Origin of the sequence: Pseudomonas macauensis (assembly GCF_047902425.1) — a bacterium.
In the GTDB taxonomy this organism is placed as follows: domain Bacteria; phylum Pseudomonadota; class Gammaproteobacteria; order Pseudomonadales; family Pseudomonadaceae; genus Pseudomonas.
Map to the genome: position 1 here is coordinate 3,997,678 of NZ_CP138377.1, position 25,559 is coordinate 4,023,236.

Here is a 25,559-nt window from a genome sequence, read left to right on the forward strand (position 1 = left end):
GATGAATCCGTTGAAAAAAACATTTGCGTTTGGGAAAACCTTTGAGTAAAGTGCGCGCCTCGACAGACACAGCGCTGTCGAGAAATCTGGTGAGGTGTCCGAGCGGTTGAAGGAGCACGCCTGGAAAGTGTGTATACGAGAAATCGTATCGAGGGTTCGAATCCCTCCCTCACCGCCAGATCATGAAAGAAGCCCGGCTAAGCAATTAGCCGGGCTTTTTTCGTTATGCGTTAACACTTTCTCCACGTCTTGCAAGTTGCCACTAGTTGGTCAACTGTACGACGCTTAAACAGTTGTTCGAGCATTGTCGACAGTCATCCGACAGTCCGACACCCCATCAGCGGAGAGGGACTACCCTCCCGCCTGACACCCATTGGAAACACTCCTTTGCCAAATTGGACAGTTTTTGCCCAATTCCGCCTCGGGCAACTGCAAATACCGGCCTAACATGAAAAAAAAGTGCCGTACTTGCGTCCGGTCAGTTTACTTACTACAAGTAATGGGTACTATGTAGTCCGGCTAATTTCCCAGTCGTGGGAGATTGCTTTTAATGGAAATGTCCACCTTAAGGGGAACACGATGAACAACGTTCTGAAATTCTCTGCTCTGGCTCTGGCTGCTGTTCTGGCCACCGGTTGCAGCAGCCACTCGAAAGAAACCGAAGCTCGTCTGACTGCTACTGAAGACGCTGCTGCTCGCGCTCAAGCCCGTGCTGACGAAGCCTATCGCAAGGCTGACGAAGCTCTGGCCGCCGCTCAGAAAGCCCAGCAGACCGCTGACGAGGCTAACGAGCGCGCTCTGCGCATGCTGGACAAAGCCAGCCGCAAGTAATAGATCTTCGGATCTGTTAAAAAACCGACCCTTCGGGGTCGGTTTTTTTATGCCCGCAGAAAGCGCGCACAAGAAAAAGCCCGCTCGAAGCGGGCTCTTTCGAAGCAGTACGAGTTACTGCAACTGCATGGCGTCCTGATCGACCGTAGCGGCAACCGGCGCATCCTGCTGCGCTTGCGGCTGGGCAATGGCGACCGGCAGACCATCTTCGGCAGCCACGACTTCACGCACTATGTTCCAGTCCATCTGCATCTGGCTGGCGATGTCTTCGCGCTTGAGCAGCGCATTGATCACCGCAGTGTGCTTGTCGACCACCGACGGATTGCCGTTGTCGTCGATCGGCGCATGGGCTTCGAGATAGATCTTGCCTTCGCTACGACCGAACTTGTACGGCTCGTTGATGATGCGCACCTTGGTGCCCACCGGAATCATCGAGAACAGCTGGGTCACGTCCCAGTTGTACATGCGGAAGCAGCCGTGGCTGGTGCGGGTACCGATACCGAACTTCTTGTTCGAACCGTGGATCAGGTAGCCGTGGAAGCCCAGGCTCATCTTGTACGGACCCAGCGGGTTATCCGGACCTGCCGGAACCACGGCTGGCAACGGGTCGCCATCGGCGGCGTGCTCGGCGCGGATCGAGGCCGGCGGATACCAGGCCGGGTCCTTGGTCTTGGCGATAACAGTAGTGCTGCCAACCGGCGAACCCCAGCCCTCACGACCGATGCCCAGGGCATAGGTGTAGACGACGCCCTTGTCCTTGGGGAAGTAGTACAGGCGGTATTCGGCCAGGTTGATCACCACGCCTTCGCGCGGTCCCGGCGGGAGGATGAAGCGGGTCGGAATGATCACTTCGGTGCCCACGCCCGGCAGCCAGGCATCGACGCCCGGGTTGGCGGCGAGCATCTCGGAGTAGCCGAGGCCATATTTCTCGCCGAGGTCGGCGAAGGTGTCTTCGTACTTGGCCTTGATCACCTGGACCTGACCGACGATATCGTCGCCCGGTGCCGGCAGTGGCAATTCAATGGCGGAAACGGGGGCCGAGAGCAACGCGGCTAAGGACAGCGAGCAGGCGGCAATGACGCGCGACAACATCCGAGAATCCTTGACATGGGCAATGGGCAAAGGGTGATCAGTTTACCACTGCGAACCGCGTCACTGGGAGATATCAGACGAGCCAGGAGGCCCGCGCGCCGCGCTTTTCCTGTTCCAGTTGTTTCAGGCAGGCGCTACACACGCGGCGATCGCGCAGCAGCGGCTTCTCAAGCCCGCGCCAGAGCGGCTGGGCCGGCAGCAGGCTACCGCAGAGCGTGCGGTCGGCCGGCGTTCCCAGCTCCAGTTGGCGTGCGACAAGGTGCACCCGGACCTCGCGGCAGGCGAACAGATCCAGCTGCTCATCGGGTTCGATCAGCTGGTAGGCGAAGTGAGTCCAGGCGGGGCGCGGCATAGGGGCTCCAGAAGGGTGCGCAAACATAGCCGAAAGGCCGTTCGCGGGGAAGCCTTGATACAGCGGAATTCAGAGTAGCGGCTTGAGCGCCGGCCACATATTGTCGAGCAGTTTAGGCTGCGCAGCGATGGCCGGGTGAATTCCGTCCGCCTGCATCATTCCCGGCACCCCGCCGACACCCTCGAGGAAGAATGGCACCAGCGTGATGTTCTGCTCCTGGGCGACCGTCTCGAACACCTTGGAGAAGGCATCGGTATAACGCTGCCCGTAGTTCGGCGGCAGCTTCATGCCCAGCAGCACCACCTTGGCACCCGCCTTCTGCGACTGCTGAACCATACCGCTAAGATTCTGTTGCAATTGTGCCGGCGCCATTCCGCGCAGCCCGTCATTGCCGCCCAACTCGATCACCACCAGCGTAGGCTTCTGCTCCGAAAGCAGCGCCGGCAGGCGCGCAAGGCCTCCCGCACTGGTGTCGCCGCTGATCGATGCATTGACCACCTTGTAGCCGAACCCCTGCTCCTTCAAGCGCTTGTCCAGCAGACTCACCCACCCCTGGCTGGTATCCAGCCCCAAACCGGCGCTGATACTATCGCCGACGACCAACAGCGTCTGCGCCGCGGCCTGCTGCGCAATCAGAAGCAACGCCAGGCAGCCGCCCATTAGCCATGCACGCATCGGATTCTCCATGAGCGAACGCATTCTCACCGCGCGGAACCTTAGCAAGGTTGTTTCCAGCGCGGAAGGCAAGCTGACGATCCTCCACGACCTCTCCCTCGACCTCTCCCGCGGCGACAGCCTGGCCATCGTCGGCAGCTCGGGTTCCGGCAAATCCACTCTCCTGGGCCTGCTCGCCGGGCTCGACCTGCCGTCCGACGGCGACATCGTCCTGCTCGGCCATGCGCTGGGCAGTCTGGACGAGGATCAGCGCGCACGCGTCCGCGCCGCCCATGTCGGCTTCGTATTCCAGTCGTTCCAGTTGCTCGACAGCCTCACCGCCCTGGAGAACGTGATGCTGCCGCTGGAGCTCGATGGCCGCGCGGACGCCCGCCAACGCGGCCGCGAGCTGCTAGAGCGCGTCGGTCTCGGCCAGCGCCTGACCCACTACCCGCGCCAACTCTCCGGTGGCGAGCAACAGCGGGTCGCCATCGCCCGCGCCTTCGCCGCCGAGCCGGACGTACTGTTCGCCGACGAACCCACCGGCAACCTCGACACCCACACCGGCGAGCGGATCAGCGACCTGCTGTTCGAACTCAACCGCGAACGCGGCACCACCCTGGTGCTGGTGACCCACGACGAACGCCTGGCCCACCGCTGCCAGCGCCTGATCCGCCTGGAAAGCGGCCACCTGATCGATCACGTCGAACCCTGACGGACGAGAGCCGATGAAGCCACTGTCGCTGCCGAACCTGTTCCGCCTGTCCCTGCGCCAGCTGTGGCGCGAAGGCCGCACAGGCGAATTGCGGGTACTGTTCTTCGCCCTGCTGATCGCGGTCGCGGCCAGCTCCGCCATCGGTTATTTCAGTGCCCGACTCAACGGCGCCATGCTGGTGCGCGCCGCCGAATTCCTCGGCGCCGACCTGGTGCTCAGCGGCACCCAACCCGCCACCGGCGAACAGATCGACAGCGGCCTCAAGCTCGGCCTGCAGCATGCGCGCAGTGTCGAATTTTCCAGCGTGGTGGCCACCGACCAGGGCATCCAGCTCAGCAGCGTCAAGGCGGTGGGTGACAGCTACCCCTTGCGCGGCGAGCTCAAGAGCGCGCCCGAGCCCCTGCAACCCGAAGTCGAAGGCGGACGGCCGCAGCCGGGGGAAATCTGGGTCGAATCGCGCCTGCTGGCGAGCCTTGAACTGAAGATCGGCGACAGCGTCGACATCGGTCGCAAGCCCCTGCGCATCGCTCGCGTGCTGACCTACGAGCCCGACCGCGCCGGCGACTTCTACAGCCTGACGCCACGGGTACTGATGAACCTGCAGGACCTGGACGCCACCGGCGTCGTCCAGCCCGGCAGCCGCGTGCGCTACCGTGACCTCTGGGGCGGCCCGCCTGAAGCTCTGCAGGCTTATAGAAAGGCAACGCAGGCTGGCCTCGCCGCCAACCAGCAACTGCAGGACGCCCACCACGGCAACCGGCAGATCGGCGACGCCCTCGGCCGCGCCGAACGCTACCTGAACCTCGCCAGCCTCGCCGCCGTGCTGCTCGCCGGCGTCGCCGTGGCGCTCTCGGCCAACCGCTTCGCCACCCGCCGCTTCGACGCCAGCGCCCTGCTGCGCTGCCTCGGCCTGTCGCGCCGGGAAGCCCTGCTTCTATATGGAACGCAATTGCTCGCCCTGGGATTGGTTGCCAGCCTCTGCGGCGCCCTCCTCGGCTGGCTCGCCCAGATGGGTCTGATGCACCTGCTGGGCAACCTGCTTCCGCCGCAGATTCCCGGGGCCGGGTTAGCCCCCGCGCTGGCGGGCATGGCGACCGGCCTGGTCGCGCTCGCCGGCTTCGCCCTGCCGCCGCTGGCCGCCCTCGGCCGCGTGCCGCCGCTGCGGGTACTGCGCAGCGACCTGCTGCCAGTGCCGATGCGCACCTGGATGGCCTATGCCTGCGCGCTGATCGCCCTGGGCCTGATCATGTGGCGCCTGAGCCTGGACCTGAAACTCACCCTCGCCCTGCTCGGCGGCGGCGCTATCGCCGCGGCGATCCTCGGCTTCATCCTGCTGCTCGCCCTGCGCGCCCTGCGCAGCGCGCTGCAAGGCGCCAGCCTGCCCTGGCGCCTCGGTGTCGGCCAACTGCTGCGCTACCCACTGGCGGCCGCCGGCCAGAGCCTGGCCTTCGGCCTGATCCTGCTGGCCATGGCGCTCATCGCGCTGCTGCGCGGCGAGCTGCTGGACACCTGGCATTCGCAGTTGCCGGCGAACGCGCCGAATCACTTCGCGCTGAACATCCTCCCCGCCGAGAAGGACAGCTTCGAACAGCGGGTGAAGCAGCTCTCACCCAACGCCGAAGACCTCTATCCGATGGTGCCCGGCCGCCTGGTGGCGGTGAACGGCCAGCCGGTCCACGCGCTGAACGAAGACGTGCGCAGCGAGCGCGCCCTGCAACGCGACCTCGGGTTGACCTGGTCGGCACGCCTGCCCGCCGGCAACCAGGTCGTCGCCGGCCAGTGGTGGCAGGCTGGCGAAAAGAGCGCATTGCCTGGCGTTTCGGTGGAAGAAAAGCTCGCCAGCAACCTCAGCCTGAAAGTCGGCGACCGCCTGAGCTTCAGCGTCGCAGGCCAGACCCGCGAGGCACAGGTGCGCAGCCTGCGCTCGGTGAAGTGGGATAATTTCCAGCCCAACTTCTTCATGGTCTTCGAGCCCGGCACCCTGACCGACCTGCCGGTGACCTACCTGACCAGCTTCTACCTGCCGGCCAGCCAGGAACGCGACCTGATCCAACTGGCGCGCGCCTTCCCGACTGTCACGCTGCTGCCGGTGGACGCACTGCTCGCGCAGCTGCGCAGCATCCTCGACCAGGTGACGCTGGCGGTGGAGTACGTGCTGGTGTTCGTCCTCGCCGCCGGCTTCGTGGTGCTCTTCGCCGGCCTACAGGCCACCCTCGACGAACGCCTGCGCCAGGGTGCCCTGCTCCGTGCGCTGGGCGCGGAACGCCAATTGCTGATGCGCACCCGGCGCAGCGAGTTCGCCCTGCTCGGCGCGGTCAGCGGGCTGCTGGCGGCGCTGGGCTGCGAACTGATCAGCTACCTGCTCTACCGGCTGGTCTTCGACCTGCCGTGGGGCCCGCATCCCTGGCTGCTCGCGCTGCCCGTACTGGGCGCGCTGCTGGTCGGCGGCGCCGGGCTGCTCGGCACCCGGCGGGCATTGAGCGTGAGCCCGTTGCGCCTGCTGCGCGAAGGCTGATCGGGTAGACTCCCGTCATCATCACCGTCACCTCGGAAGCCATGAGCCGTTATCGCCCTCCCCGCCCTGCCGGTACTCCGCTGATCACCCCCGAAGGCGAAGCGCGCCTGCGCGCCGAACTGCATGAACTGTGGAACGTGCGCCGCCCCCAGGTCACCCAGTCGGTGAGCGAAGCGGCGGCCCAGGGTGATCGCTCGGAGAACGCCGAGTACACCTACGGCAAGAAGATGCTGCGCGAGATCGACAGCCGTGTGCGCTTCCTGCGCAAGCGCCTGGAAAACTGCAAGGTGGTGAGCGAGCGCCCGGCCGACCCGAACAAGGTGTACTTCGGCGCTTGGGTCACGCTGGAAGACGAGGACGGCGAGCAGGCGCGCTATCGCATCGTCGGCCCGGACGAACTCGACCTGCGCAACAACCACATCAGCATCGACTCGCCACTCGCCCGCGCCCTGGTGGGCAAGGAGCTGGACGCCGAGGTGATGGTACGCAGCCCGTCAGGCGAGAAGATGTGGTTCGTAATCGAGATCGAGTATCCCTGATTACAGGCGAGCACTGCCCGTACAGAGGCAGCCCCCGTAGGGCGTACAACCGTTCGCGGTTGTACGCCGATACACCCGGACTCCCAATTGGCGCGACGGTCGAGTTCGAAGCGCTGTGTGGCAAGACTCGAAAAAGGCTCAGAGCGGCTGCGGACGCCGGGTGATCAGCCCCTGGCGGGCGACACGGGTCAGTTCGCGAACGGTGGACTCCAGGTGCTCGGCGCTGGGCGCCTGGACCACGGCGAAGTCAAAGCTGTCGGAAGCAAAACGGGCGATGTCGGCGACAGTTTCGGCGAACTGGATCAGGAAGGTCCGCGAGCCATTCCAGCGCTTGGGCCAGCCATCGAGGTAACGGACGAGGGTGGGCTGGTGATTGCCGCCCAGGAGAATCTTCGGGTTGCGACGTACCAGGCCGGTAGTGATGGGAGCCAGGCGCACGTGCGGGTTGGGACAGGTCATGGTGTCATGTCTCCGCCTCTTGGGTCCTGCTGGACGCGGCGAGAGGCACACCGAAACCAGCGCTTTAGCGGTATTTCGATGTCGGCTTCGCCGCATCCGCGCCCCGCAAGTTGCTACTTAAATCGGCGCTGAGCGGCATCCTAGATAAGGCCCGGCGATACTGTCAAGGCGACTTCAGTCAAGGAATCCCACAATGAGCACACCCCCGCTTCGGCTGTTCTTCGCCCTGCCGTGCCCACCTGCGCTGGCGGAGGCGATCTGCACCTGGCGCGACGGCCTGCACCTGGACGGCCAGAACGTGGCGCAAGCCAACCTGCACCTGACCCTGGCCTTCCTCGGCGCCATCCCCCGTGGCCGCAAGGCGGAGCTGCTGGCCATCGGCGCGAGCCTGCCGCGCCGCGGCTTCACCCTGCAGCTGGACCACCTGGCGCGCTGGAAGAACGGCATCCTGCACCTCGCGCCAATCGTGGTGCCCACTGAACTCCACGAGCTGGTGCAGACCCTGCGCGAAGCGCTGCAGGCCCACGCCTTCGAGGTCGAGCCGCGCCCCTTCCATCCGCACCTCACCCTGGCGCGCCACGCCCACAACCTGCCGGCCGCGCAGCCGTCCTTCGAGCTGCCGGCCCGCTCGATCACCCTGTACAGCTCGGAAAACAGCCCGGCCGGCGCACGCTACCGCCCGCTCGGCGAATGGCCGCTAGACCACGCCTGACTGCGCGTAATCGAGGAAGCGGCGCAGCCCCGCCGTGGGGAACTTGTCGATATGCAGCGCGCGGAAGAAGGTACGGCGCAACGGTCCCAACGGATTGTCCAGTCGCACCAGTTCTCCCCGCGCCAACTCCGCCTGCACCACGCGCTCCGACAGGCAACCGATTCCCACTCCGCGACCGACCAGATGCTTGATCGCCTCGGCATTGCTGATCTCCAGGGGCGCGTTGACGCTGCCCAGGCGCGGCAGTACCTGCTGCTCGAACGTGACGCGGGTGCCTGACCCGGCCTCGCGCAGCACCCAGCGCGCCGCCGCCAGGTCCTTGAGGGTGACCTGACGAGCCAGTGCCAGCGGGTGGTCCGGCGCGGCCACCAGCAACAGCTCATCGGCGGCCCAGGGCGTGAGCTGGATCTGCGGATGCTGGATCGGCGCTTCGATGAACGCGACATCCAGGCGGAACTCGGCCAGCGCTTCGATCACATCGCGACTGTTGGCCACCTGCAGTTGCAGGCGGCTTTCCGGCAGCTCGGCGAGAAAACCGGCCATCACCTGCGGCAGCAGATAGCCGCCAATGCTGCGGCTCGCCCCCAGGCTGAGCTGCACCGGCGCGGACTCGAACAGGTTCTCCAGTTCCTCCCCCTGGGCCAGCAGTGCGCATGCCTTCGGGTAGAACACACGGCCGTTGTCGTTCAGCGCCAGGCGCTTGCCGCTGCGATCGAACAGGCGCGTCCCCAATGCGCGCTCCAGTTCCTGCAACGCCTGGCTCGCCGCTGACTGCGATAGCGCGATGCGCGCGGCCGCCTGGGTGACGTTGCCCAGCTCGGCGATGGCGGTGAAGGTCGCCAACTGGCGAAGGGTGATGCGCGGGCCCATATCGATAAAACCGGTCAACTCAATAAGAACAATCCGTTTTTACACTAAGCATAGGCGCGGCACCATGGTTTCACCTTACACAAGGAGCCATTCATGAACGCCCTTCGCCGCCTGCCCTACTTCCTGCCCGGCGCCCTGCTCTGCCTCGCCATCGCCTTCGGCTCGCGCCAACTGATGGAAATTCCCGCACTGCAACACCTGGGCCTCGGCAGCCTGACCCTGGCCATCCTGATCGGCCTGCTGGCGGGCAATCTCGGATTGGCCCGATTCGGCGGCATCCGTCCCGGCGTCGACCTGTCCCGCCAGCAGCTGCTGCGCCTGGGCGTGGTGCTCTACGGCCTGCGCCTGACCTTCCAGGACATCGCCGCCCTCGGCCCCGCCGCCCTGGTGATCGACGTGCTGATGGTCGCCAGCACCCTGGGCATGGCCTGGTGGATCGGCGAACGCTGGCTGAAGCTACCGCGTGAAAGCGCCCTGCTGATCGGCGCCGGCAGCGCCATCTGCGGCGCCGCGGCGGTCATGGCGAGCAGCCCGGTGCTCAAGGCGCGCGCCGAGCACACCGCCGTCGCGGTGGCCACCGTGGTGCTCTTCGGCACCCTGGCAATGCTGCTGCACCCGCTGATCTACGCGGCCCTGCCGAACCTGTTCGGCAGCGAGCAGGCATTCGGCGTGTTCACCGGTTCGACCATCCATGAAGTTGCCCAGGTGGTCGCCGCCGGGCGCGCCATGGACCCGGCCGCCGCCGATGCCGCGCTGATCAGCAAGATGCTGCGGGTACTGCTGCTGGCCCCGGCGCTGCTGATCCTAGGCCGCGTCGGCTGCGCCGAAGCCGCCGAGCCAGGCCAGCGCCGCAAGCTGCACATCCCCGGCTTCGCCGTGGGCTTTCTGCTGGTCACCGGGTTGCGTTCCCTGGGCTGGGTACCGGAAAGCTGGCTGGCGCCACTGCAACAGCTGGACGACGTGATGCTGGGCATGGCTATGGCCGCCCTGGGCCTGGCCACCCGCCTGGGCGACCTGCGTAAGGAAGGGCCGAAGCCGCTGCTGTTGGGTGCCGGGCTGTTCGTCTTCCTGCTGGTCGGCGGCGGCCTGATCAATGGTGGCGTGCAGTACCTCTTCCACTGATCCGGGTAGACAAAGAAAAAGGGCGGACACCTTGGGTGTCCGCCCTTTTCGTTTTCGCGACCGGTATCAGCTGGACAGCTTGCGGTCCAGGGAGAACGGGCCGGCGCCGCTGATCAGCAGCGCAACGCTGATCATGATCAGGGTGAAGGCGTATTCGAAGCCGTTCGCCTGGATGAAGAAACCGTTGGCCAGGTGCACGCTGAACACGGCAACCAGCATGGCGACGATCAGCGGGATGCTCGCCAGGCGCACCAGCAGGCCCAGAACCAGCGCCAGACCACCGAAGAACTCCGCGCTACCGGCCAGCGTGGCCATCAGATAGCCCGGGGTCACGCCGATGGATTCCAGCCACCCCGCCATGCCCTGCAGACCCGGACCGCCGAAGGCCCCAAAGAGTTTCTGCGAGCCGTGAGCCATGAAGGTCAGGCCGGTGGTGATGCGCAGGACAGCAAGACCAGCGCCAGCATTGGTGGACATGATGGATTTGATCAGCGAGCTCATGGTGATTCCTTGTGCAGGGAAGAGTGGGCTGCAACCGTGGTTGCTTGGGGATCAATATAGCCAATTATTCCGATACAAAAAGCGTAAAATTGCGCTAATTGCTATCGAATTAATTAATCACTTCTTGATCGCTGCCACACTCTCTCGTGGCTCCAGGCCATCACGTTCACGCTGATAAGCAAGATAGTACTTGTTGATGCTGCTGACATAGTTCACTACGCCTATGCCCAGCTGTTCGGCCGCCACCCGCTCGACCTGGAAGAACCACTGGTTGGGGTTGAGCCCCTGGCGCTTGGCTTCCGCGCGCAGGCTCTGGATCCGCTCAGGCCCGGCGTTGTATGCCGCCAGCACGAAGGCCATGCGATCACGCTCGCTGATTCGCGGGCTGGAGAAGAAGCGTTTGCGCAGCATCGCCATGTAGCGGCTGGCGGCCTGCACGTTGTTCTCCTTCTGGTGCACGGTATCCACGCCCACGGAACGCGCTGCCGCCGGGGTGATCTGCATCAGGCCGGTTGCGCCGCCGGAGCCGCGCGCGCTGGCATCGAGGTTGGACTCCTTGAATGCCACCGCCGCCAGCGCAAGCCAGTCGACCTTGTTCTGTTCGCCGTAACGCTGCAAGGTCGGACGCACCGCCTCCAGGCGCTTGCGATCGGTAGCCACCAGCGGATTGCGCACCTGGTAGGCGCGGCGGTACAGGCGCTGGAAGGCGCTGTCCTGGTCTGCTGGCGCGCGGTAGCCCTTGAGGAAGCCGTTGACGCTGGCGCGCAGCATCGGCGCATCACGGCGCACGTACCAGGTCATGCTCTCGGTGTTGTCCAGCACCAGATGCCGGTCGATGCGCAGCTTGGTGAAGACCTTGGCCCAGCGCTCGGCGATGGGCTGCTCGACCACGGTGTAATTGAAGATGCCGGCCTGGACCATCTCCAGCACGTCTTCCACGGCCAGCGAGGAGTCGGTCCACTCCAGCACCATCGGCGCCATCCGCTTTTGTGCCAGGCGCTCGTTGACCCGCTGGATGGCGTCGCCCGCCGCGCTGCCGGCCGGCAGGGTGACGGTGCGGCCGGCAAGTTGCTCCAGGCGCACGAGGCGGCGGTTGCCCTGCTTGGTCACCAGCACCAGCGGCACGTCTTCCTTCCAAGGCAGGCTGGCGCTGACATTCTGTCCATCGCGGGCAAGCAGGACTTCGCCGGGCGCGACCAGGTCGCCCTCGCCGCGCTGCAGCGCGCCGAGCAGTTGATCCTTGGCCTTGGGAATGAATTGAATGGTGAGCGGCTTGCGGCCCTGGGCGGAGTCGTTCAGGTACTGCTCGAAGGCTCGCAGGCGGCGGTATTCGACGCCAATCGGTTCGCCCTTGATCTCACCGGAACTGTTGCGGCTTTGATTGACCAGGACACGGAGGACGCCACCGGAGCGGATGCTGGCGAGGTCATGGCGGCTGCCGCTGTCCTGCTCCCAGTTTTCCGGCTGGGTCGTCAGGCGCGCAGCCGCCGGCAGTGGCATCAAGGCCACCAGGCACAGCATCAGCAGCAACAGTCGCGTCATCCAGCTCTCCAGGGGGTTCGCACACGGCACCGGCCCGATCAGAGCGCGGCGTTGGCCGCAAGTTCCCGGCCGCCGAGGGCGCGCGAGGGTCTCACAGCAGGGGCCGGATGCCAACCCGAAATTCCGGAAGCACTTTCAGAAGTGGCTTCAACTATCTGTTTTTGAACGATTTTCAAGGAAAAACAGAGGTTCTGCTATGCTGCTCGCCCGAACCAAGGGAAGCACCATGCAACTGATCGACATCGGCGTCAACCTCACTCATCCGAGCTTTGCCGTGGAACGTGAAGCGGTACTCGCCCGCGCCATCGAGGCCGGCGTCGTGCAGATGGTGCTCACCGGCACCAGCCTGGGCGACAGCGAACAGGCCCTGGACCTGTGCCGGCAACTGGACGAAAACCAGCGTCTTTTCTGTACCGCGGGCGTCCATCCGCACGAGGCCAGCCACTGGGACAGCGGCAGCGCCAAGGTACTGCGCGGCTTGTTGGCGGAGGACCGGGTACGCGCCGTCGGCGAGTGTGGGCTGGACTTCAACCGCGACTTTTCGCCACGCCCACTGCAGGAAAAGGCCTTCGAGGAACAACTCGCCCTGGCGGTGGAACTGCAACGCCCGGTATTCATCCACGAGCGCGACGCCGCCGAGCGCCTGCTGGCGATCCTCAAGGAGTTCCGCGACCAGCTGCCCGCCGCCGTGGTGCACTGTTTCACCGGCGAGCGCCGCGCGCTCTATAGCTACCTCGACCTGGACCTGCACATAGGCATCACCGGCTGGATCTGCGACGAGCGCCGCGGCACCCATCTGCAGGAACTGGTGAAGGAAATCCCCGCAGGCCGCCTGATGCTGGAAAGCGATGCCCCCTACCTGCTGCCGCGCACGCTGCGGCCCAGGCCCAAGCACGGCCACAACGAGCCGGCCTACCTGCCCGAAGTGCTGGCCTTCGTGGCGCAGCATCGCGGCGAAAGCCCCGAGCAGGTTGCCGCTCACAGCACCGATTGCGCACGGCGATTCTTCAGCTTGCCGCAGGTGTGAAGGCGTTCTCAAGATTGCCGCCCATCGGCCGTTAACACGGGTGTAGAAGGCGGCTTGATCCCCATCAATGGCCAGCCTTCATCCTTTTCATGACAATGGCGGCGCCTTGCCACCATTCGACCGACAAGAAGACAATCATGGCCGCCTGGATCCGCGATATTTCCCTCAAATACAAATTCTGGGCCGTAAACGCGGTCGCTTTCGTCACCACCCTGCTGTTGGTGCTGTTCGCCATGCACCAGGAGCTCGATGCCCGCAACCAGCAGGCGCGCCAGGGCGCCGAAGCCCAGGCCCAGTTGCTCAAGAGCTGGCCGGCGAACACGCCGCTGCCGTCCTCATCCAGCCTCGTCAGCTTTGCCGCCGGCAGTGCGCCGCAGATCGCCGGCATCGACGGCTCCGTCCTCTCCCGCGCCAACGGCTGGGTCGATCTGCAGGGTGTCCAGAGCCGTACCGGCGCGCTGGCCGGCGCCTACGTGCAGGACATCGGCAACGGCCAGCGGGTCGCCATACTGGCGCCGGGCGCTGACTTCTGGACTGTCTTCGAGGATCGCGCCCTGCCCTACGCCGGCGCCGTCCTGATCCTGATGCTCGCGCTGCTGGCCGCCTCGCAACTGCTGATCCGCTTCATCCTCACCCACCTGCTGACCCTGCGCGATGTAATGCTGCACGTGGAAAGGAGCGGCGACCTCTCTGCGCGCGTGCCGCTGGATAGCCGCGATGAGGTCGGGCAGATGGCCACCGCCTTCAATGCCATGCAGGGCGGCTACCAGCGCGTGGTCGGTACCGTCGCCCAGGCTGCCGGGCGTCTCGACGAAGGCGCGCGCAGCCTCGCCAACACCATGGGCCAGGTGCGCCAGGGCATGCTCGGCCAGCAGAGCGAGACCGACCAGGCCGCCACCGCCATCAACGAGATGTCCACCACCGTCCACCACATCGCCCAGCACGCCGCCGATACCCGCGACCAATCGCAGGAGGCCGATCGCCTGGCGGGTAACGGCCAGCAGGTGGTCGGCCGTGTCGGCCAGTCCATCGCCGGGCTGTCCCAGGGCGTGCAGCAGACCGCCGAGATGATCCAGCAGCTGGCCCAGGACAGCCACAAGATCAGCAGCGTGGTCAGCGTGATCCACGGCATCGCCGAGCAGACCAACCTGCTCGCCCTCAACGCCGCCATCGAAGCGGCCCGTGCCGGGGAAATGGGTCGTGGCTTTGCCGTGGTGGCCGACGAAGTACGCAACCTGGCCAAGCGCGTGCAGGACTCCACCGACGAGATCACCCAGATGATCAACGCGCTGCAGTCCGGTACCCGTGACGCCGTGGAGTTCATGCAGGAGAGTTCGATCAAGGCCGATGGCTGCGTCGAGGAAGCCCGCGAAGCCGGGGAAGCCCTGGCCGCCATCGCCGCCGCCGTGGCGCAGATGCGCGAGAGCAATACGCAGATCGCGGTGGCCGCCGAACAACAGAGCCAGGTCGCCGAGGAAATGACCCGCTCCGTGGTGGGTATCCGTGACGTCACCGAGCTCACCGTGCAGCAGACCGTGGACTCGGCCGGCACCAGCCATCAGTTGGCGGACCTCGCCGGCGAACTCAGCCGCGCGATCCGTCAGTTGCGCCTGTAATCCTATCGGGCGCATAGCCTACGCCGATTGGCTGCCCTTCCCAGCCAGGACCTAGACTTCTGTCAGATGCCCGCCGCCTGCGGCGGGCCTGTCTTCGCATAGGAGTCTGTCCATGGCCAAACGTCATCCCAACCTGCTCGCCTGGCAATGGCAGGGCTACGCTGCCAACCACCGCAACGCCACCAACCTGGCGCTGCACATCCTCGCCGTCCCGCTATTCCTACTCGCCGCCGTGATCCTGGTCAGCGGCCTGCTGCGCCTGCACCTCAGCGGAGTCGCCCTGGGAGTGATCGGCATCATCGCCTCGCTGGCGATCCAGGGCCGCGGCCACAAGCTGGAAGAACAACCGCCGGAACCTTTCGCGGACCGCCAGGACGCCATTGGCCGGCTGCTCGCCGAACAGTTCATCACCTTCCCCCGCTTCGTGCTCAGCGGCGCCTGGTGGCGCGCCTGGAAAAATCGCAAGCGCTGACGACGAAGTGGCATTTCGGCCATTCAAGTCATAGGGGTATTCGCCGATATAATCGTCGGGATTACGTCACGAGTGGTCGAGATGTCGGTTTTTCGTCATTTTTTTGGCTTTTTAACCTGCCTGTTTATTGGCAGCCAGGTGGCGGCGAGCCCGTCCATTTCCCGGCCTGTCGAGCGCGACATCCTTTCGCTGGAGATCGCCGGCCGCCCCGAGGCGGCACGGCGCCTGTCCCTGTCGGCACTGGAACGCCTTCCCCAGCGGACCTACGCCGCCATGCTTCCCGCGGAAAAGCGCATCTACCACTGGCAAGGCGTCCCGCTCAGCCAACTGTTCGATGCCGCTCAGTTGGGCGAATCGAAACACCTGCGCATCGATGCCCTGAATGACTACTCCGCGCTGATCCCGCTGAGCGACCTGAGCGCTTACCAGCCGATCCTCGCCTTTCGCCGCGATGACCGGTACATCAGCATCAGCGATCGCGGCCCCTTGTTCATCATCTATCCGCTGGTGAGCCATCCCGAGTTGCGCACCCAGCTCTACTTCAACCGGACCGTCTGGCAAGTCAGCCGCATTACCCTGGAGTGATCGCCTTGCCCCCTCAGCCTCCCGGGCGTCGCTGGCGCCGCCTGACCTTCATCGCTCTCTGCGGCCTGATTGCCGCCCTCACCCTGGCTGCCTGCGCCGCCCTGCTGCTGGTCAATCAGCATGCCCGCCGGCTGGCGCACCCCAATGCCCACAGCGAGCTATGGCAGGCCTATCAGTTGCGCGCCGAGCTGGAGCGCTCGCTGGATACTGCCCAGGCTGTGCTGGAGGATCGTGAAGACAGCGACGCCCTGGCCACCCGCATCGAGGTAATGGTCAGCCTGCTGACGCCACTGCGCACGACCCGGGTATTCCATCACCTCGCCGAGCCGCGTCCGGAAGTCGACGAAACACTGGGGCGGCTCGAGCGGCTCAGCGCGGACTGGGCCCGTCGCGCGCCCTGGGGGCAGCCCGCAGCGGCACGAGCCATCGCGCGGGAAATGCAGGCCCAGCTGCCAGCACTGCTCAAGCCCGCCCACGACCTCGTCGTCGCCACCCACATTGCCCTGACCAACCAGCTCGATGAAGAACGCCAGGACCTGCAGCACGCCTTCACGCTGCTCACCGGGGTACTGCTTGGCCTGGGCCTGTGCTGTCTAGTGCTGACCTGGCGGACGGTCACCAACTCGCGACGCAGGCTGCTGCTCACGCAACGCCTCAACGACCTCAACCAGTCCCTGGAGAAGCGCGTGGAGCAACGCACCCAGGAACTGAGCGAACGCAAGTCACTGCTGCGCTACATCCTCGACACCAGCCCCAGCGACGTGGCGCTGCTCAACGACCATGACGGCCACGCCCATTACGTCAGCCCGGGCCTGCTGCAGCGCACCGGCACGGACGACGAGAGCTTCAACCTCACCCGCCTGTTCGACGACCCCGATGAAGAAAGCCGCTTCCGCCGGGCGCTCGGCCAGTTCGGCCAACTGGATAGCTGGGAAACCCGGCTGGCCGGCAATCCGCCGTACTGGGCGGTAGTCTGGGCGCGGCAACTGAACATCGAGGGGCAGCCCGCCTCACTGGTCTGGAGCTTCGACATCCAGCAGCGCAAGGCAATGGAGCAGGAGCTGCGCCTGCTCGCCAGCACCGACCCACTGACCGGCCTGCAGAACCGCCACGCCTTCGTCAAACGTGGCGTCACCCTGCTCAAGAGCGCACAGCGCTATCGGCGCCAGTGCTCGGCGCTGATGCTCGACATCGATCATTTCAAGCGGATCAACGACACCTACGGCCATGGCTTCGGCGACGCGGTGCTCAAGGCCGTGGCCGGGGAGCTGAGCCAGGGCCTGCGGGAAATCGACCTGCTTGGCCGGCTGGGTGGCGAGGAGTTCGCCGCGATCCTCCCGGAAACCGATCCGCAGCAGGCGCTCCTGGTCGCCGAACGGCTGCGCAATGCCGTGCAGATGCTGTCCTTCACCTGCGAGAACGGCAGCCGTCTGCGCCTGACCCTGAGCATCGGCGTGGCCGAGTGCCTGCCCGGCGAGGTGCGCCTGGAAAGTCTGCTGGCCCGCGCCGATCGCGCGCTCTACCGGGCCAAGGACGCCGGCCGCAATCGCACGGAGCTGGCGTCGAGCTAGCCGAAGATGGTCGCCGTCTGCCGGCTGATCGCCAGCAGACGACCGTCGGGCGCCCAGCAGTGCGCGGCAATGTGCCCGTAGCCATCGCGCGCATGCTCGATGGTCGCCCGGTACTGGCACCAGCCGTCGACCGGCATCTGCGGCTGCGGCTGGATGAACTCGACGGTCCAGGTCAGCGAACTGGACGGCGCCGGGCTCTTCAGGTGCGGCAGCGTTGCCGGCGGCCAGGCGTCGATCAGCGCCAGCAGGTGCGAAACCTCCAGCGACGCATCCGCCACACCGTCACCGCGAAAACGCATCCAGCCGCCCATTTCGACCTCGCGACTGGAGGAGAACGGCATGTGCCCGCGCGCCCAACGCATCGCGATGTGCTGGGTGAACGCCGGCATCAGCTTGCGAATGAACGGCAGCTCCTGGCAGTGCTCCGGCTCGCGGAACCCCGGCGGCGGAAGGTTCTCCACCTCGACGCTGGAACTGCGCGACTCGCCGAAGCTGCCCTGCACCAATGCCACCACCTGGCCGTTCTGTACCGCGCGGCAGAACACCTGGCTCACCGACTTGCCCTCGCGCAGCGCCTCGGCCTCGAAGCTCACCGGCATTTCCACTTCGACCGGGCCGACGAAGGTGATCGCCAGCGAGCGAACCGGCCGCCCCTCCTGGGTCACCGCACGCATGGCCTCGTAAGCCGCCGCGGCCACCAACCCGCCAAAGCTCGCCCGCCCCTGCGCCCAGCTCGTCGGGATGACCACGGAGCGCGGCGCGGCACGTACCGCCTGAAGCATTTCGGTGAAGGTCATGGATCGCTTCCATTCTGGGATTCGGCAGCGATCTTAGGCCGGCAGCCGGCGTGAGAACACCATCCAAAGCGTTGTTCGCTCCGGAGGAAATGGCGCGTCATCAACGTCCTCTATGCTGTCAGCCGAGCGCCTTCTGCAGGGCGTCCAGGCTCTCGTCGGCCTCGCGCTCGGCGAGATCGTGGCGGGCGTTCCAGTGCGGCTGCAGCGGCATCAGGTCCAGCTCCCGCTCACTGCGGATCAGCCACTGTTCATAGTCGTGCCACTCGCCCAGGGCCGTCTGCGCGTCCTTCAGCGGAGCGAGCAGGCGCTGCGGCACCGCCGACTCCTTCGGATAGGCTTCCAGCGAGTAACGCACCCGCTTGATCAGCAGGCGCAGGCGGTGACGGTCGTGCGCCGGGTCCTTCAGGGCCAGGCGCAGCTTCTGCCATTCCTTGCCCAGGCGCTTGCGCACCTTGCCGTGCAAGCCACCCAGCACAGCGTGACGCTCCGCCGTGCGCCACAGCTGTGGCCAGCCGTCCAGGCGCATCAACAGGCGCTCCCACTGGGGGCTCGCCAGCAGCGCGATGTAGCCCGAGAGCAGCGCCGGGCGGCGCAAGGCCGCGGCCCGCTCGTAGCCTTCCGCCTCCAGCACCGGCAACAGCACCTCGAGGTCGCGCAGCGGTCCGCTCAGCCGGCCCACTTCGCCCAGCGACTCTTCCAGCTCATCGATGCCCGGCATGCCGCGCACCGGGTGCAGAAGGCTGCGCAAGCGGCGCACGGCGATGCGCAGATCATGCAGGGCTTCGGGGTCGGAACCAGCGCTCAGGCGGGCGGAGGCGGAGAACAGCGCCACCTCCTGCTCGATCAGATGGGTCACCAGATAGTCGCTGAAGGAGGACACGGCAGGCTCCGCACGGTGGTCTGAGTTATCAGGTTAGTTGGCATGCCGCCGCCAGCAAGTGACCAGCGTCATGCCTCATGGATGCCGCCGCCAGCGCCACGGCAGTTCCCGCCGCAGCCGCGCCAGATGCGCGCGCAATACCGCGGGGTCGGCGGCGGCGCCGCCATAACGCTGCGCCTCGAACGCCTGGCTGTAGGCGCGAATCGTCTCGGCCTGCGCCGGCAGCGCGAGCATGGCGCGGCCGCTGAAATCGCGGTGTCCCTCCCCCGCATCGCGGCGCAGTCCATGGGGCGTGAGCAACTGCTCGAAGCGTTCGAAGCTGCGCAACTGGATATCCCGCTGGCGCCGCCAGGGTTTGAACAGCCACAGCGCCAGAGCCGCAAGCAGCAGCGCACCGCCGCCGACCGTGAGCAGCGCCAGCCAGGGACTGTCGGGCGAGCCGAACCAGCGGCGGAGCAGTTCGCCCTGCTGGTCGCCCTGATAACCCAGCACCCAACGCTGCCAGCCATAGTTGATCTGGTCCCAGCTCAGGCGCAGTTCGTTGAGCAGGCTGAAGCCCCGGTAACGCAGCGGCGAGAACGGATCGCCGGAGAGGAAGCTGCCCTCGCGGCTCATCGCCTGCTCCAGCCCCAGTTCGATACGCTCGGGCGATACCGCTCCAGTGGGGTCGACCCGCGTCCAGCCGCTGCCCGCCTGCCAGTACTCAACCCAGGCATGGGCATCGAACTGGTGCACCAGCAGGTAGTTGCCGGCGGGGTTCAGCTCGCCGCCCTGGTAGCCCGTCACCACCCGCGCGGGAATCCCCGCCGCGCGCAATACGAAGGTCATGGCGCCGGCATAGTGCTCGCAGAAGCCGGCGCGGGTATCGAAAAGGAAGCCGTCGATGCGCTCCGGCCCGGTCGCTGGCGGCTTGAGCGTGTAGGCAAAAGGCTGCTCGCGGAAATGCCGCAACATCGCCTGCGCCAGTTCGCGGGATTGCGGGTAGCGCTCGCGCAGCTCCTGCGCCCAGGCCCGTGCGCGCGGATTGCCTTCGGCCGGGAGGCTCAGGTTGAGGCGCTGGGCGCGGCGGTTGTCGCTGGGTTCGAGCAATGCGCGGGGCCAGGACAGGGCGTTGTAGAGCAGGCTCTGGCGCACCGGGGATCGACGTTCGAGGCGGAAGTCGCTCATCAATTGGGCGTCGCTCGCACCGTTCTCGGCCACATCGAGCACGAACAGCCACGGATGGTCGCTCGGCTCCATCACCACCTGATACTCCAGGGCCTCGCCCTGCCGTTGCCACTGCGGCGCCGGCGCATCGCGGCGCTGGCCGGCCTGGGTCCAGCGCTGGCCGTCGAAGTTCTCCAGGGTCAGCGCGCGCCAATACAGCTGCGAGCGCGGCGGCGGCTCGCCCTTGAAGCTGACGCGGAAGGCCAGCTCGGGGGACTGGCTGAGCTCCACCATGTCCCCTGGCATCATCGAATCGCTCAGGCCGGTGGTGGCTCTGCCGCCCGGCATCGGCAGCGACCACAGCGGCCCCAGGCGCGGGAACAGCATGAACAGCAGGAGCATCAGCGGCAGCGCCTGCAACAGCAGGCCACCGGCCAGGCGCAGAGTCGATCCGGGACGGGCGGCGAAGTTGCTCTGCTGCAGGCCGATCAGCGCCGCCAGCAGCGCGATCACCGGCAGCAGGCTGAAGGCGGCGGCGAGGATGTCGTCCTGGAACAGGTAGCTGGTCACCACCGCGAAGAATCCCAGCAGGATCAACACCCAGGCATCGCGCCGGGTCTTAAGCTCCACCAGCTTGATGATGAACGCGGCGATCAGCAGCACCACGCCGGCGTCCAGTCCGATCAGCGAGCCACGCGAGAACCACACGCCGAGCCCGGCGGCACCGACCAGCGCCAGCTTGGCCAGGCCGCTGGGGTAGTTGGCGCGCATGCGGAACACCTGGACGCGCCAGAACGCGCAGCCCAGCCAGAGGCCGACGATCCACAGCGGCAGGTGCTCCAGGTGCGGGATGATCACCACCGCCTGGGCCACCAGCAGCCAGGTCAGCGCGACCCGGGGAATGGGCTGCGCCGCATTCATGGGCGCTCCCCGAACAGCGCGAGCGCGCGCAGGCAGGCCTCGCGGTGGGCGTCGCCGGTGGCCACCGGCAATTGCACGCCGGGCAGGCGCAGGCCGAACGGCTGCTGGCGCAACGACAGTTGCAGCACCCAATAGCAAAGCCGCGAGAGGCGGCCTTCGATGTCACCACCGAGCAGTGTGAAGTCCAGCCACAGATTGCGCCCGGCCAGCGCGGAGAAGTCCTTCACCAGCAAGCCCTGGCCACGGGAGTAGGCCTTCCAGTGCAGGCGCCGGCGCGAGTCGCCGGACTGGTAGGGGCGCAGCCCCTGGAAGTCATCGACACCCTGGCCGCTGGGGCGCACGCCTTCTTCCTCATCGGCCGCCGCGCCGCTCTCCAGCGGCAGATCGCTGGCGAGCGGGTGCGGATACACCAGGCCCGCCTGGTCCAGGTCGAGCCAGCTCCAGGCCACCAGCAGGCCGAGCGGGAAACGGCTTTCAACCCGCAACCGGCCAGGGCGCAGCCAGCCGCGCCGTTGTGCCGCCACATCCAGCCGCAGCTCCTCGGCACCCTCGGCCGGCACATCGGCAAAATGCAATTGCTCCGCCCTCCAGCCGATGGCGATGGCCTGGCGCGCACGCCCTTCCGCATCCAGCCGAACCCGGAAGCCCACCTGCTCGCCGACGAATACCGGCGTCGCGCCCAACGCGGTCAGGCGCAGGCCACCCAGGTTCCGGTAGGTGTGCAGGATGGCGACGATGAACAGCGACAGCAGCAGGAAGGTCAGCCCGTACGCCAGGCTGTTCTGGTAGTTGATCGCCGTCAGCAGCATCAGCGTCAGCGCAACGCCGAACGCCGCGCCCTGGCGGGTGGGGATGATGAAGATGCGCCGCTGGTTGAGTTGCAGCGACGGCGATGGCGGAATCCGCCGGGCAATCCAGCTCTGCCACAGCGGCCTGACCTTGACCAGCATGGCGAGCCCTCAGAGCGCCGGAACTTCGCGCAGCAACCACTGCACCAGCGCGCCGCCACCGTGGCCAGTGGGGTCGGCCTGATCGCGCAACCGGTGACCGGCCACCGATGGCAGCACCGCCTGCACATCCTCGGGAATCGCATAATCGCGGCCGGCGAGCAGCGCCCAGGCGCGCGCGGCGGCGAGCAGCCCGAGGCTGCCGCGCGGCGACAGGCCGAGGGCGAACGCCGGCTGGCTGCGGGTGGCCTCGACCAGGCGCAGCACGTAATCCACCAGCGCATCGCTGGCGCGCACCTCCAGCACCTCGCCCTGCAACGCCAGCAGCTCCTTCGGGTCGAGCATGGGTTCCAGGCGCGGCAGCAGGTCACGACGCGCTTCGCCCAGCAGCAACGCCTTCTCCGCCGCGCGGCCGGGGTAGCCCAGCGACAGGCGCATGAGGAAGCGGTCCAACTGGGATTCCGGCAGTGCGAAGGTGCCGCCCTGGGTCACCGGGTTCTGCGTGGCAATGACGAAGAACGGCTCGGGCAGCGGACGGGTCGCGCCCTCGATGGTCACCTGGCCCTCCTCCATCGCTTCGAGCAGCGCACTCTGGCTCTTGGGCGTAGCACGGTTGATCTCGTCGGCCAGCACCAGTTCGGCGAAGATCGGCCCCGGATGAAAGACGAACTGCCCGGTGTCCCGGTTGAACACCGAGGTGCCCAGCACATCGCCGGGCAACAGGTCGGAGGTGAACTGGATACGCTGGAAACTCAGCCCCAGCACCCGCGCCAGGGCATGGCTCAAGGTGGTCTTGCCCATGCCGGGCAGGTCTTCGATGAGCAGGTGGCCACGGGCCAACAGACAGGTCAGCGCCAGCCGGACCTGAATCTCCTTGCCGAGCAGAACGTCATCCACTGCCTTCAGGCAATTCTCCAGCTTGGCGCGCATCCTGACCTCTCGCTCTAGGAAAACTCCGATCCTACTGGCACCACGCCAGTCGTCATAGGCCCGGACACATCTCGTCCGCATTCCTGTGAAGCAGTCCGCCTGTGAAGCCGTCCACCTCTGAAGCAGCGCATGCTTCCACTGACCCTAGCGTCCCAGCAGCCGCTCCACCAGCCAACTGGCCGCCGGCCCCGTCGGGCGCTGCCGCGACCAGATCACGTCCACCGCCACCCGGCGCGGCCAGCCGGCGACTTTCAGCTCGTGCATGCGCCCGCCGGCGAAACGTCCCACCATCCAGCTGGGCAATTCGATCCAGCCAAAGCCCAGTACGGCCATATCCAGCAACAGCAGGTAGTTCGGCGCGCTCCAGCAGCGCCCGCCGAGCAGCGGCGCGGCGTCATCCAGGTAGGTGTTCAGGCGCAGCGCCCGGTACGCCAGCAAATCCTCCCGCTCTACCCGTTCGCGGCTGGCTAGCGGATGGTCGCGGCTGACGAACAGTCCGAATTCCGCTTGTTCGTTCAGGGTTGCCGAGCCGATGTCCGGCGGATATTCCCGCTGCGCGGCCAGCAACCCCAGGCTGGCGCGGCCCTGGACGACCAGGTCGAGCACGTCGCTGTGTTCGGCGATCAACCATTCGAATTCCAGGTCCGGGTAGCGTGCGTCGATCTCCGCCAACCGCGCCTCGAACTGCGCCGAGGGGTAGGTATCGGACATGGCCAGCGTCACCCGCGATTCCAGGCCGCCGGCGAGCTGCTGGGCGAGCTGGCCGAGACGGTCGTTGGCCATCAACACCTCTTCCACCCGACCGAGCAGCACGTGGCCAGCCTCGGTCAGCTGCGGCTGGCGGGAACTGCGGTCGAACAGCGTGAGGCCCAGGTCGATCTCCAGGCGAGCGATGGCTTCGCTGACGGTGGACTGGCTCTTGCCCAGCTTGCGCGCGGCGGCGCTGAAGGAACCAAGGCAGGCGGCCTCGGCGAAGGCTTGCAGGGATTCGGGGGAATATTGCATCGGTGGCGCCCTCTTCCATCGGTTTAACCGATGTTATCCAACTTATATCCAGCCGGTCGACCGATGATAATAGCGCCGGACCGACGGAGTCGGCCCTCTCGGCCTCCCCTTATTGAGAGACGAGAGAATCGTTTACTGGAGAATCCCATGAGCCCGAACAAAACCCTTAAAGAGCGGCTGTTCCATGCCGTGCTTTTCGAACTGCTGGCGGTCGCCATCTGCGCGCCGGTCCTGGCCTGGCTGATGGATCGCCCCCTGGGCCACATGGGCGCCATGACCCTGATGTTCTCGGCCATCGCCACCCTGTGGAACATGCTGTTCAACGCCGGCTTCGACCGCGCCCAGCAGCGCATGGGCTTCACCCGCACCCTGCCGGTGCGCGTGCTGCACGCCTCGCTGTTCGAACTGGGGCTGATCTTCCTGCTGGTGCCGCTGGCCGCCTGGTGGCTGTCGGTGAGCCTGCTGGAGGCCTTCATCCTGGATATCGGCCTGATCCTGTTCTTCCTGCCCTACGCCATCGTCTTCAACTGGACCTATGACGTGGTGCGCGAGCGCTGGGTAGGCCGGACGGAAGTGGCACAGGCCAACGGCTGACTGCCGTTGTTGTAGGAGCGAGCTTGCTCGCGAACCGCCCAACACATCAGCCGCCGGGAAATCCGTTCGCGAGCAAGCTCGCTCCTACAGAAAAGAAAGAAGCCCGCATCAAGCGGGCTTTTTCGTGTCTGGCGACTTTACGGAGAAGGCACTCAGGCCAGGCTGGCGACGATGTCTTGCAGCGCCTTGGACGGGTCGGCGGCCTGGCTGATCGGGCGGCCGATCACCAGGTAGTCGGAGCCGTTGTCCAGCGCCTGGCGCGGGGTGAGGATGCGGCGCTGGTCGTCCTGGGCGCTGCCGGCCGGACGGATGCCAGGGGTGACCAGTTGCAGCGACGGATGCGCGGCTTTCAGCGCCGGAGCTTCCTGGGCCGAGCAGACCAGGCCGTCCATGCCGGCCTTCTGCGCCAGGGCGGCCAGGCGCAGCACCTGCTCCTGGGGCTCGACGTCCAGACCGATGCCGGCCAGGTCCTCGCGCTCCATGCTGGTCAGCACGGTCACGCCGATCAGCAGCGGCTTGGGGCCATTGAAGGCTTCGAGGGTTTCACGGCAGGCACTCATCATGCGCAGGCCGCCGGAGCAATGCACGTTGACCATCCACACGCCCATTTCGGCCGCCGCGCGCACGGCCATCGCGGTGGTGTTGGGGATGTCGTGGAATTTCAGGTCGAGGAAGACTTCGAAGCCGCGGCTGTTGAGGGTCTCGACGATACCGGCGGCGCAGCTGGTGAACAGCTCCTTGCCCACCTTCACCCGGCACAGCTTCGGGTCGAGCTGGTCAGCCAGCGCCAGTGCGGCTTCGCGGGTGGGGAAATCCAGGGCGACGATGATCGGAGACTGGCAGGCGGACATGGGCTCTCTCGGAGGTTGCGAAAAAATCGGCGCGTATTGTCGCAGAAACGCGCCGACTTCCGTAGCCCGCCCGGCAGGATTGCTCCGGGTCTCAGGCGCTCAGGCGTTCGCGCAGGCGGCCGAGCATGCTCAGCAGGCCGCCGACCTTCTCCCACTCGCACTCTTCGCGCAGGTACTGCAGCACCTTGTGCGAATCGGCCCAGGTCAGCAGGTCGTAATGGCGGCAGACTGCCCCCTGTGACAGCCGTCTCGGCCAACCCAATTTTCATCGGGGCTTCATTGCGGCGTAACAATGGACCCTGGGCTGCGTCTA

The 25,559-nt window shown here is 66.3% G+C and carries 27 protein-coding genes and 1 tRNA gene; 13 read left to right on the plus strand and 15 right to left on the minus strand.

Going from position 1 to position 25,559, the window contains the following annotated elements; translation table 11 throughout:
* Positions 1–88: 88 nt before the first annotated feature.
* Both SD196_RS18280 and oprI read left to right on the plus strand, forming a co-directional pair.
* Positions 89–178: transfer RNA gene (locus SD196_RS18280), tRNA-Ser, on the plus strand.
* Positions 179–579: 401 nt separating this feature from the next.
* On the plus strand, positions 580–831 hold the full coding sequence (oprI, locus tag SD196_RS18285; RefSeq protein WP_017517003.1) for an outer membrane lipoprotei OprI: 252 nt from the start codon (positions 580–582) through the stop codon (positions 829–831).
* A 114-nt stretch (positions 832–945) separates the two neighbouring features.
* Here oprI and SD196_RS18290 read toward each other — a convergent pair whose 3' ends face one another.
* From SD196_RS18290 to SD196_RS18300, 3 genes are all read right to left on the minus strand, one after another.
* Positions 946–1,923 carry a L,D-transpeptidase family protein gene (locus SD196_RS18290; protein WP_275611091.1) on the minus strand — a complete coding sequence of 326 codons (978 nt, stop codon included), beginning with the start codon at positions 1,921–1,923 and terminating at the stop codon, positions 946–948.
* Between the two features lie 73 nt (positions 1,924–1,996).
* The gene (locus SD196_RS18295; protein WP_207886418.1) at positions 1,997–2,275 is read right to left on the minus strand and encodes a hypothetical protein; all 279 of its coding nucleotides are present in this window, start codon (positions 2,273–2,275) and stop codon (positions 1,997–1,999) included.
* A 69-nt stretch (positions 2,276–2,344) separates the two neighbouring features.
* On the minus strand, positions 2,345–2,950 hold the full coding sequence (locus tag SD196_RS18300; RefSeq protein ID WP_275611090.1) for an arylesterase: 606 nt from the start codon (positions 2,948–2,950) through the stop codon (positions 2,345–2,347).
* Between the two features lie 10 nt (positions 2,951–2,960).
* Between SD196_RS18300 and SD196_RS18305 the strand changes: the two genes are divergently transcribed.
* From SD196_RS18305 to greB, 3 genes are read left to right on the plus strand one after another with little or no spacing between them, the layout of a single operon-like run.
* On the plus strand, positions 2,961–3,644 hold the full coding sequence (locus SD196_RS18305; protein WP_275611089.1) for an ABC transporter ATP-binding protein: 684 nt from the start codon (positions 2,961–2,963) through the stop codon (positions 3,642–3,644).
* Positions 3,645–3,657: 13 nt separating this feature from the next.
* The gene (locus SD196_RS18310) at positions 3,658–6,159 is read left to right on the plus strand and encodes an ABC transporter permease (protein ID WP_416310519.1); all 2,502 of its coding nucleotides are present in this window, start codon (positions 3,658–3,660) and stop codon (positions 6,157–6,159) included.
* 41 nt (positions 6,160–6,200) lie between these two features.
* Complete coding sequence (gene greB / locus SD196_RS18315) at positions 6,201–6,698, plus strand: transcription elongation factor GreB (RefSeq protein WP_275611087.1); 498 nt, start codon at positions 6,201–6,203, stop codon at positions 6,696–6,698.
* A 138-nt stretch (positions 6,699–6,836) separates the two neighbouring features.
* On the opposite strand, the gene SD196_RS18320 is transcribed toward greB, so the two are convergent.
* Positions 6,837–7,157: a hypothetical protein gene (locus tag SD196_RS18320; protein WP_331318999.1), complete on the minus strand. Its 321-nt coding sequence runs from the start codon at positions 7,155–7,157 to the stop codon at positions 6,837–6,839.
* Positions 7,158–7,350: 193 nt separating this feature from the next.
* On the opposite strand from SD196_RS18320, the gene thpR reads away from it, so the two are divergent.
* Entirely contained in the window at positions 7,351–7,869 is a 519-nt protein-coding gene (gene thpR, locus SD196_RS18325; protein WP_416310520.1) for an RNA 2',3'-cyclic phosphodiesterase, read from the plus strand.
* Here thpR and SD196_RS18330 read toward each other — a convergent pair.
* Positions 7,855–8,739 (minus strand): LysR family transcriptional regulator, encoded by an 885-nt coding sequence (locus SD196_RS18330; RefSeq protein WP_275611084.1) that lies wholly within the window; start codon positions 8,737–8,739, stop codon positions 7,855–7,857. The genes thpR and SD196_RS18330 overlap by 15 nt on opposite strands.
* Positions 8,740–8,832: 93 nt before the next feature.
* Here SD196_RS18330 and SD196_RS18335 point away from each other — a divergent pair, with 93 nt between their 5' ends.
* The gene (locus tag SD196_RS18335) at positions 8,833–9,861 is read left to right on the plus strand and encodes a YeiH family protein (protein ID WP_275611083.1); all 1,029 of its coding nucleotides are present in this window, start codon (positions 8,833–8,835) and stop codon (positions 9,859–9,861) included.
* A 66-nt stretch (positions 9,862–9,927) separates the two neighbouring features.
* On the opposite strand, the gene SD196_RS18340 is transcribed toward SD196_RS18335, so the two are convergent.
* Together SD196_RS18340 and SD196_RS18345 are read right to left on the minus strand one after the other, a co-directional pair.
* Entirely contained in the window at positions 9,928–10,362 is a 435-nt protein-coding gene (locus SD196_RS18340) for a DoxX family protein (RefSeq protein ID WP_275611082.1), read from the minus strand.
* A 117-nt stretch (positions 10,363–10,479) separates the two neighbouring features.
* Positions 10,480–11,904, minus strand: a complete 1,425-nt coding sequence (locus SD196_RS18345) for a transglycosylase SLT domain-containing protein (protein WP_275611081.1) — start codon at positions 11,902–11,904, stop codon at positions 10,480–10,482.
* 226 nt (positions 11,905–12,130) lie between these two features.
* Between SD196_RS18345 and SD196_RS18350 the strand changes: the two genes are divergently transcribed.
* From SD196_RS18350 to SD196_RS18370, 5 genes are all read left to right on the plus strand, one after another.
* Positions 12,131–12,931: a TatD family hydrolase gene (locus tag SD196_RS18350; RefSeq protein WP_331319006.1), complete on the plus strand. Its 801-nt coding sequence runs from the start codon at positions 12,131–12,133 to the stop codon at positions 12,929–12,931.
* Between the two features lie 137 nt (positions 12,932–13,068).
* On the plus strand, positions 13,069–14,547 hold the full coding sequence (locus tag SD196_RS18355) for a methyl-accepting chemotaxis protein (RefSeq protein ID WP_416310521.1): 1,479 nt from the start codon (positions 13,069–13,071) through the stop codon (positions 14,545–14,547).
* Positions 14,548–14,659: 112 nt separating this feature from the next.
* The gene (locus SD196_RS18360) at positions 14,660–15,019 is read left to right on the plus strand and encodes an Mpo1-like protein (RefSeq protein ID WP_275611078.1); all 360 of its coding nucleotides are present in this window, start codon (positions 14,660–14,662) and stop codon (positions 15,017–15,019) included.
* A gap of 81 nt (positions 15,020–15,100) precedes the next feature.
* Positions 15,101–15,604 (plus strand): molybdopterin-dependent oxidoreductase, encoded by a 504-nt coding sequence (locus SD196_RS18365; protein ID WP_331319067.1) that lies wholly within the window; start codon positions 15,101–15,103, stop codon positions 15,602–15,604.
* Positions 15,604–17,175 carry a GGDEF domain-containing protein gene (locus SD196_RS18370; RefSeq protein ID WP_416311754.1) on the plus strand — a complete coding sequence of 524 codons (1,572 nt, stop codon included), beginning with the start codon at positions 15,604–15,606 and terminating at the stop codon, positions 17,173–17,175. The genes SD196_RS18365 and SD196_RS18370 overlap by 1 nt, the downstream gene beginning before the upstream one ends.
* On the opposite strand, the gene SD196_RS18375 is transcribed toward SD196_RS18370, so the two are convergent.
* From SD196_RS18375 to SD196_RS18400, 6 genes are all read right to left on the minus strand, one after another.
* Positions 17,172–17,972, minus strand: coding sequence for an acyl-CoA thioesterase (locus SD196_RS18375; RefSeq protein ID WP_275611075.1), 801 nt, complete (start codon positions 17,970–17,972; stop codon positions 17,172–17,174). The genes SD196_RS18370 and SD196_RS18375 overlap by 4 nt on opposite strands.
* A 118-nt stretch (positions 17,973–18,090) precedes the next feature.
* Positions 18,091–18,852 (minus strand): CHAD domain-containing protein, encoded by a 762-nt coding sequence (locus SD196_RS18380; protein ID WP_331319013.1) that lies wholly within the window; start codon positions 18,850–18,852, stop codon positions 18,091–18,093.
* 75 nt (positions 18,853–18,927) lie between these two features.
* The gene (locus tag SD196_RS18385; RefSeq protein ID WP_343572868.1) at positions 18,928–20,919 is read right to left on the minus strand and encodes a DUF3488 and transglutaminase-like domain-containing protein; all 1,992 of its coding nucleotides are present in this window, start codon (positions 20,917–20,919) and stop codon (positions 18,928–18,930) included.
* A complete protein-coding gene (locus SD196_RS18390) occupies positions 20,916–21,869 on the minus strand; it encodes a DUF58 domain-containing protein (protein ID WP_343572866.1) in 954 nt (317 codons plus the stop codon). The genes SD196_RS18385 and SD196_RS18390 overlap by 4 nt, the downstream gene beginning before the upstream one ends.
* A 9-nt stretch (positions 21,870–21,878) precedes the next feature.
* Complete coding sequence (locus SD196_RS18395; protein ID WP_275611071.1) at positions 21,879–22,796, minus strand: AAA family ATPase; 918 nt, start codon at positions 22,794–22,796, stop codon at positions 21,879–21,881.
* Between the two features lie 144 nt (positions 22,797–22,940).
* Positions 22,941–23,801: a LysR family transcriptional regulator gene (locus tag SD196_RS18400; protein WP_331319018.1), complete on the minus strand. Its 861-nt coding sequence runs from the start codon at positions 23,799–23,801 to the stop codon at positions 22,941–22,943.
* 147 nt (positions 23,802–23,948) lie between these two features.
* Between SD196_RS18400 and SD196_RS18405 the strand changes: the two genes are divergently transcribed.
* Positions 23,949–24,395, plus strand: coding sequence for a multidrug/biocide efflux PACE transporter (locus tag SD196_RS18405; RefSeq protein WP_275611069.1), 447 nt, complete (start codon positions 23,949–23,951; stop codon positions 24,393–24,395).
* Positions 24,396–24,547: 152 nt separating this feature from the next.
* Here SD196_RS18405 and pyrF read toward each other — a convergent pair whose 3' ends face one another.
* Together pyrF and SD196_RS18415 are read right to left on the minus strand one after the other, a co-directional pair.
* On the minus strand, positions 24,548–25,246 hold the full coding sequence (pyrF, locus tag SD196_RS18410; protein WP_331319020.1) for an orotidine-5'-phosphate decarboxylase: 699 nt from the start codon (positions 25,244–25,246) through the stop codon (positions 24,548–24,550).
* 91 nt (positions 25,247–25,337) lie between these two features.
* The gene (locus tag SD196_RS18415) at positions 25,338–25,508 is read right to left on the minus strand and encodes a hypothetical protein (RefSeq protein ID WP_343572861.1); all 171 of its coding nucleotides are present in this window, start codon (positions 25,506–25,508) and stop codon (positions 25,338–25,340) included.
* Positions 25,509–25,559 lie beyond the last annotated feature (51 nt).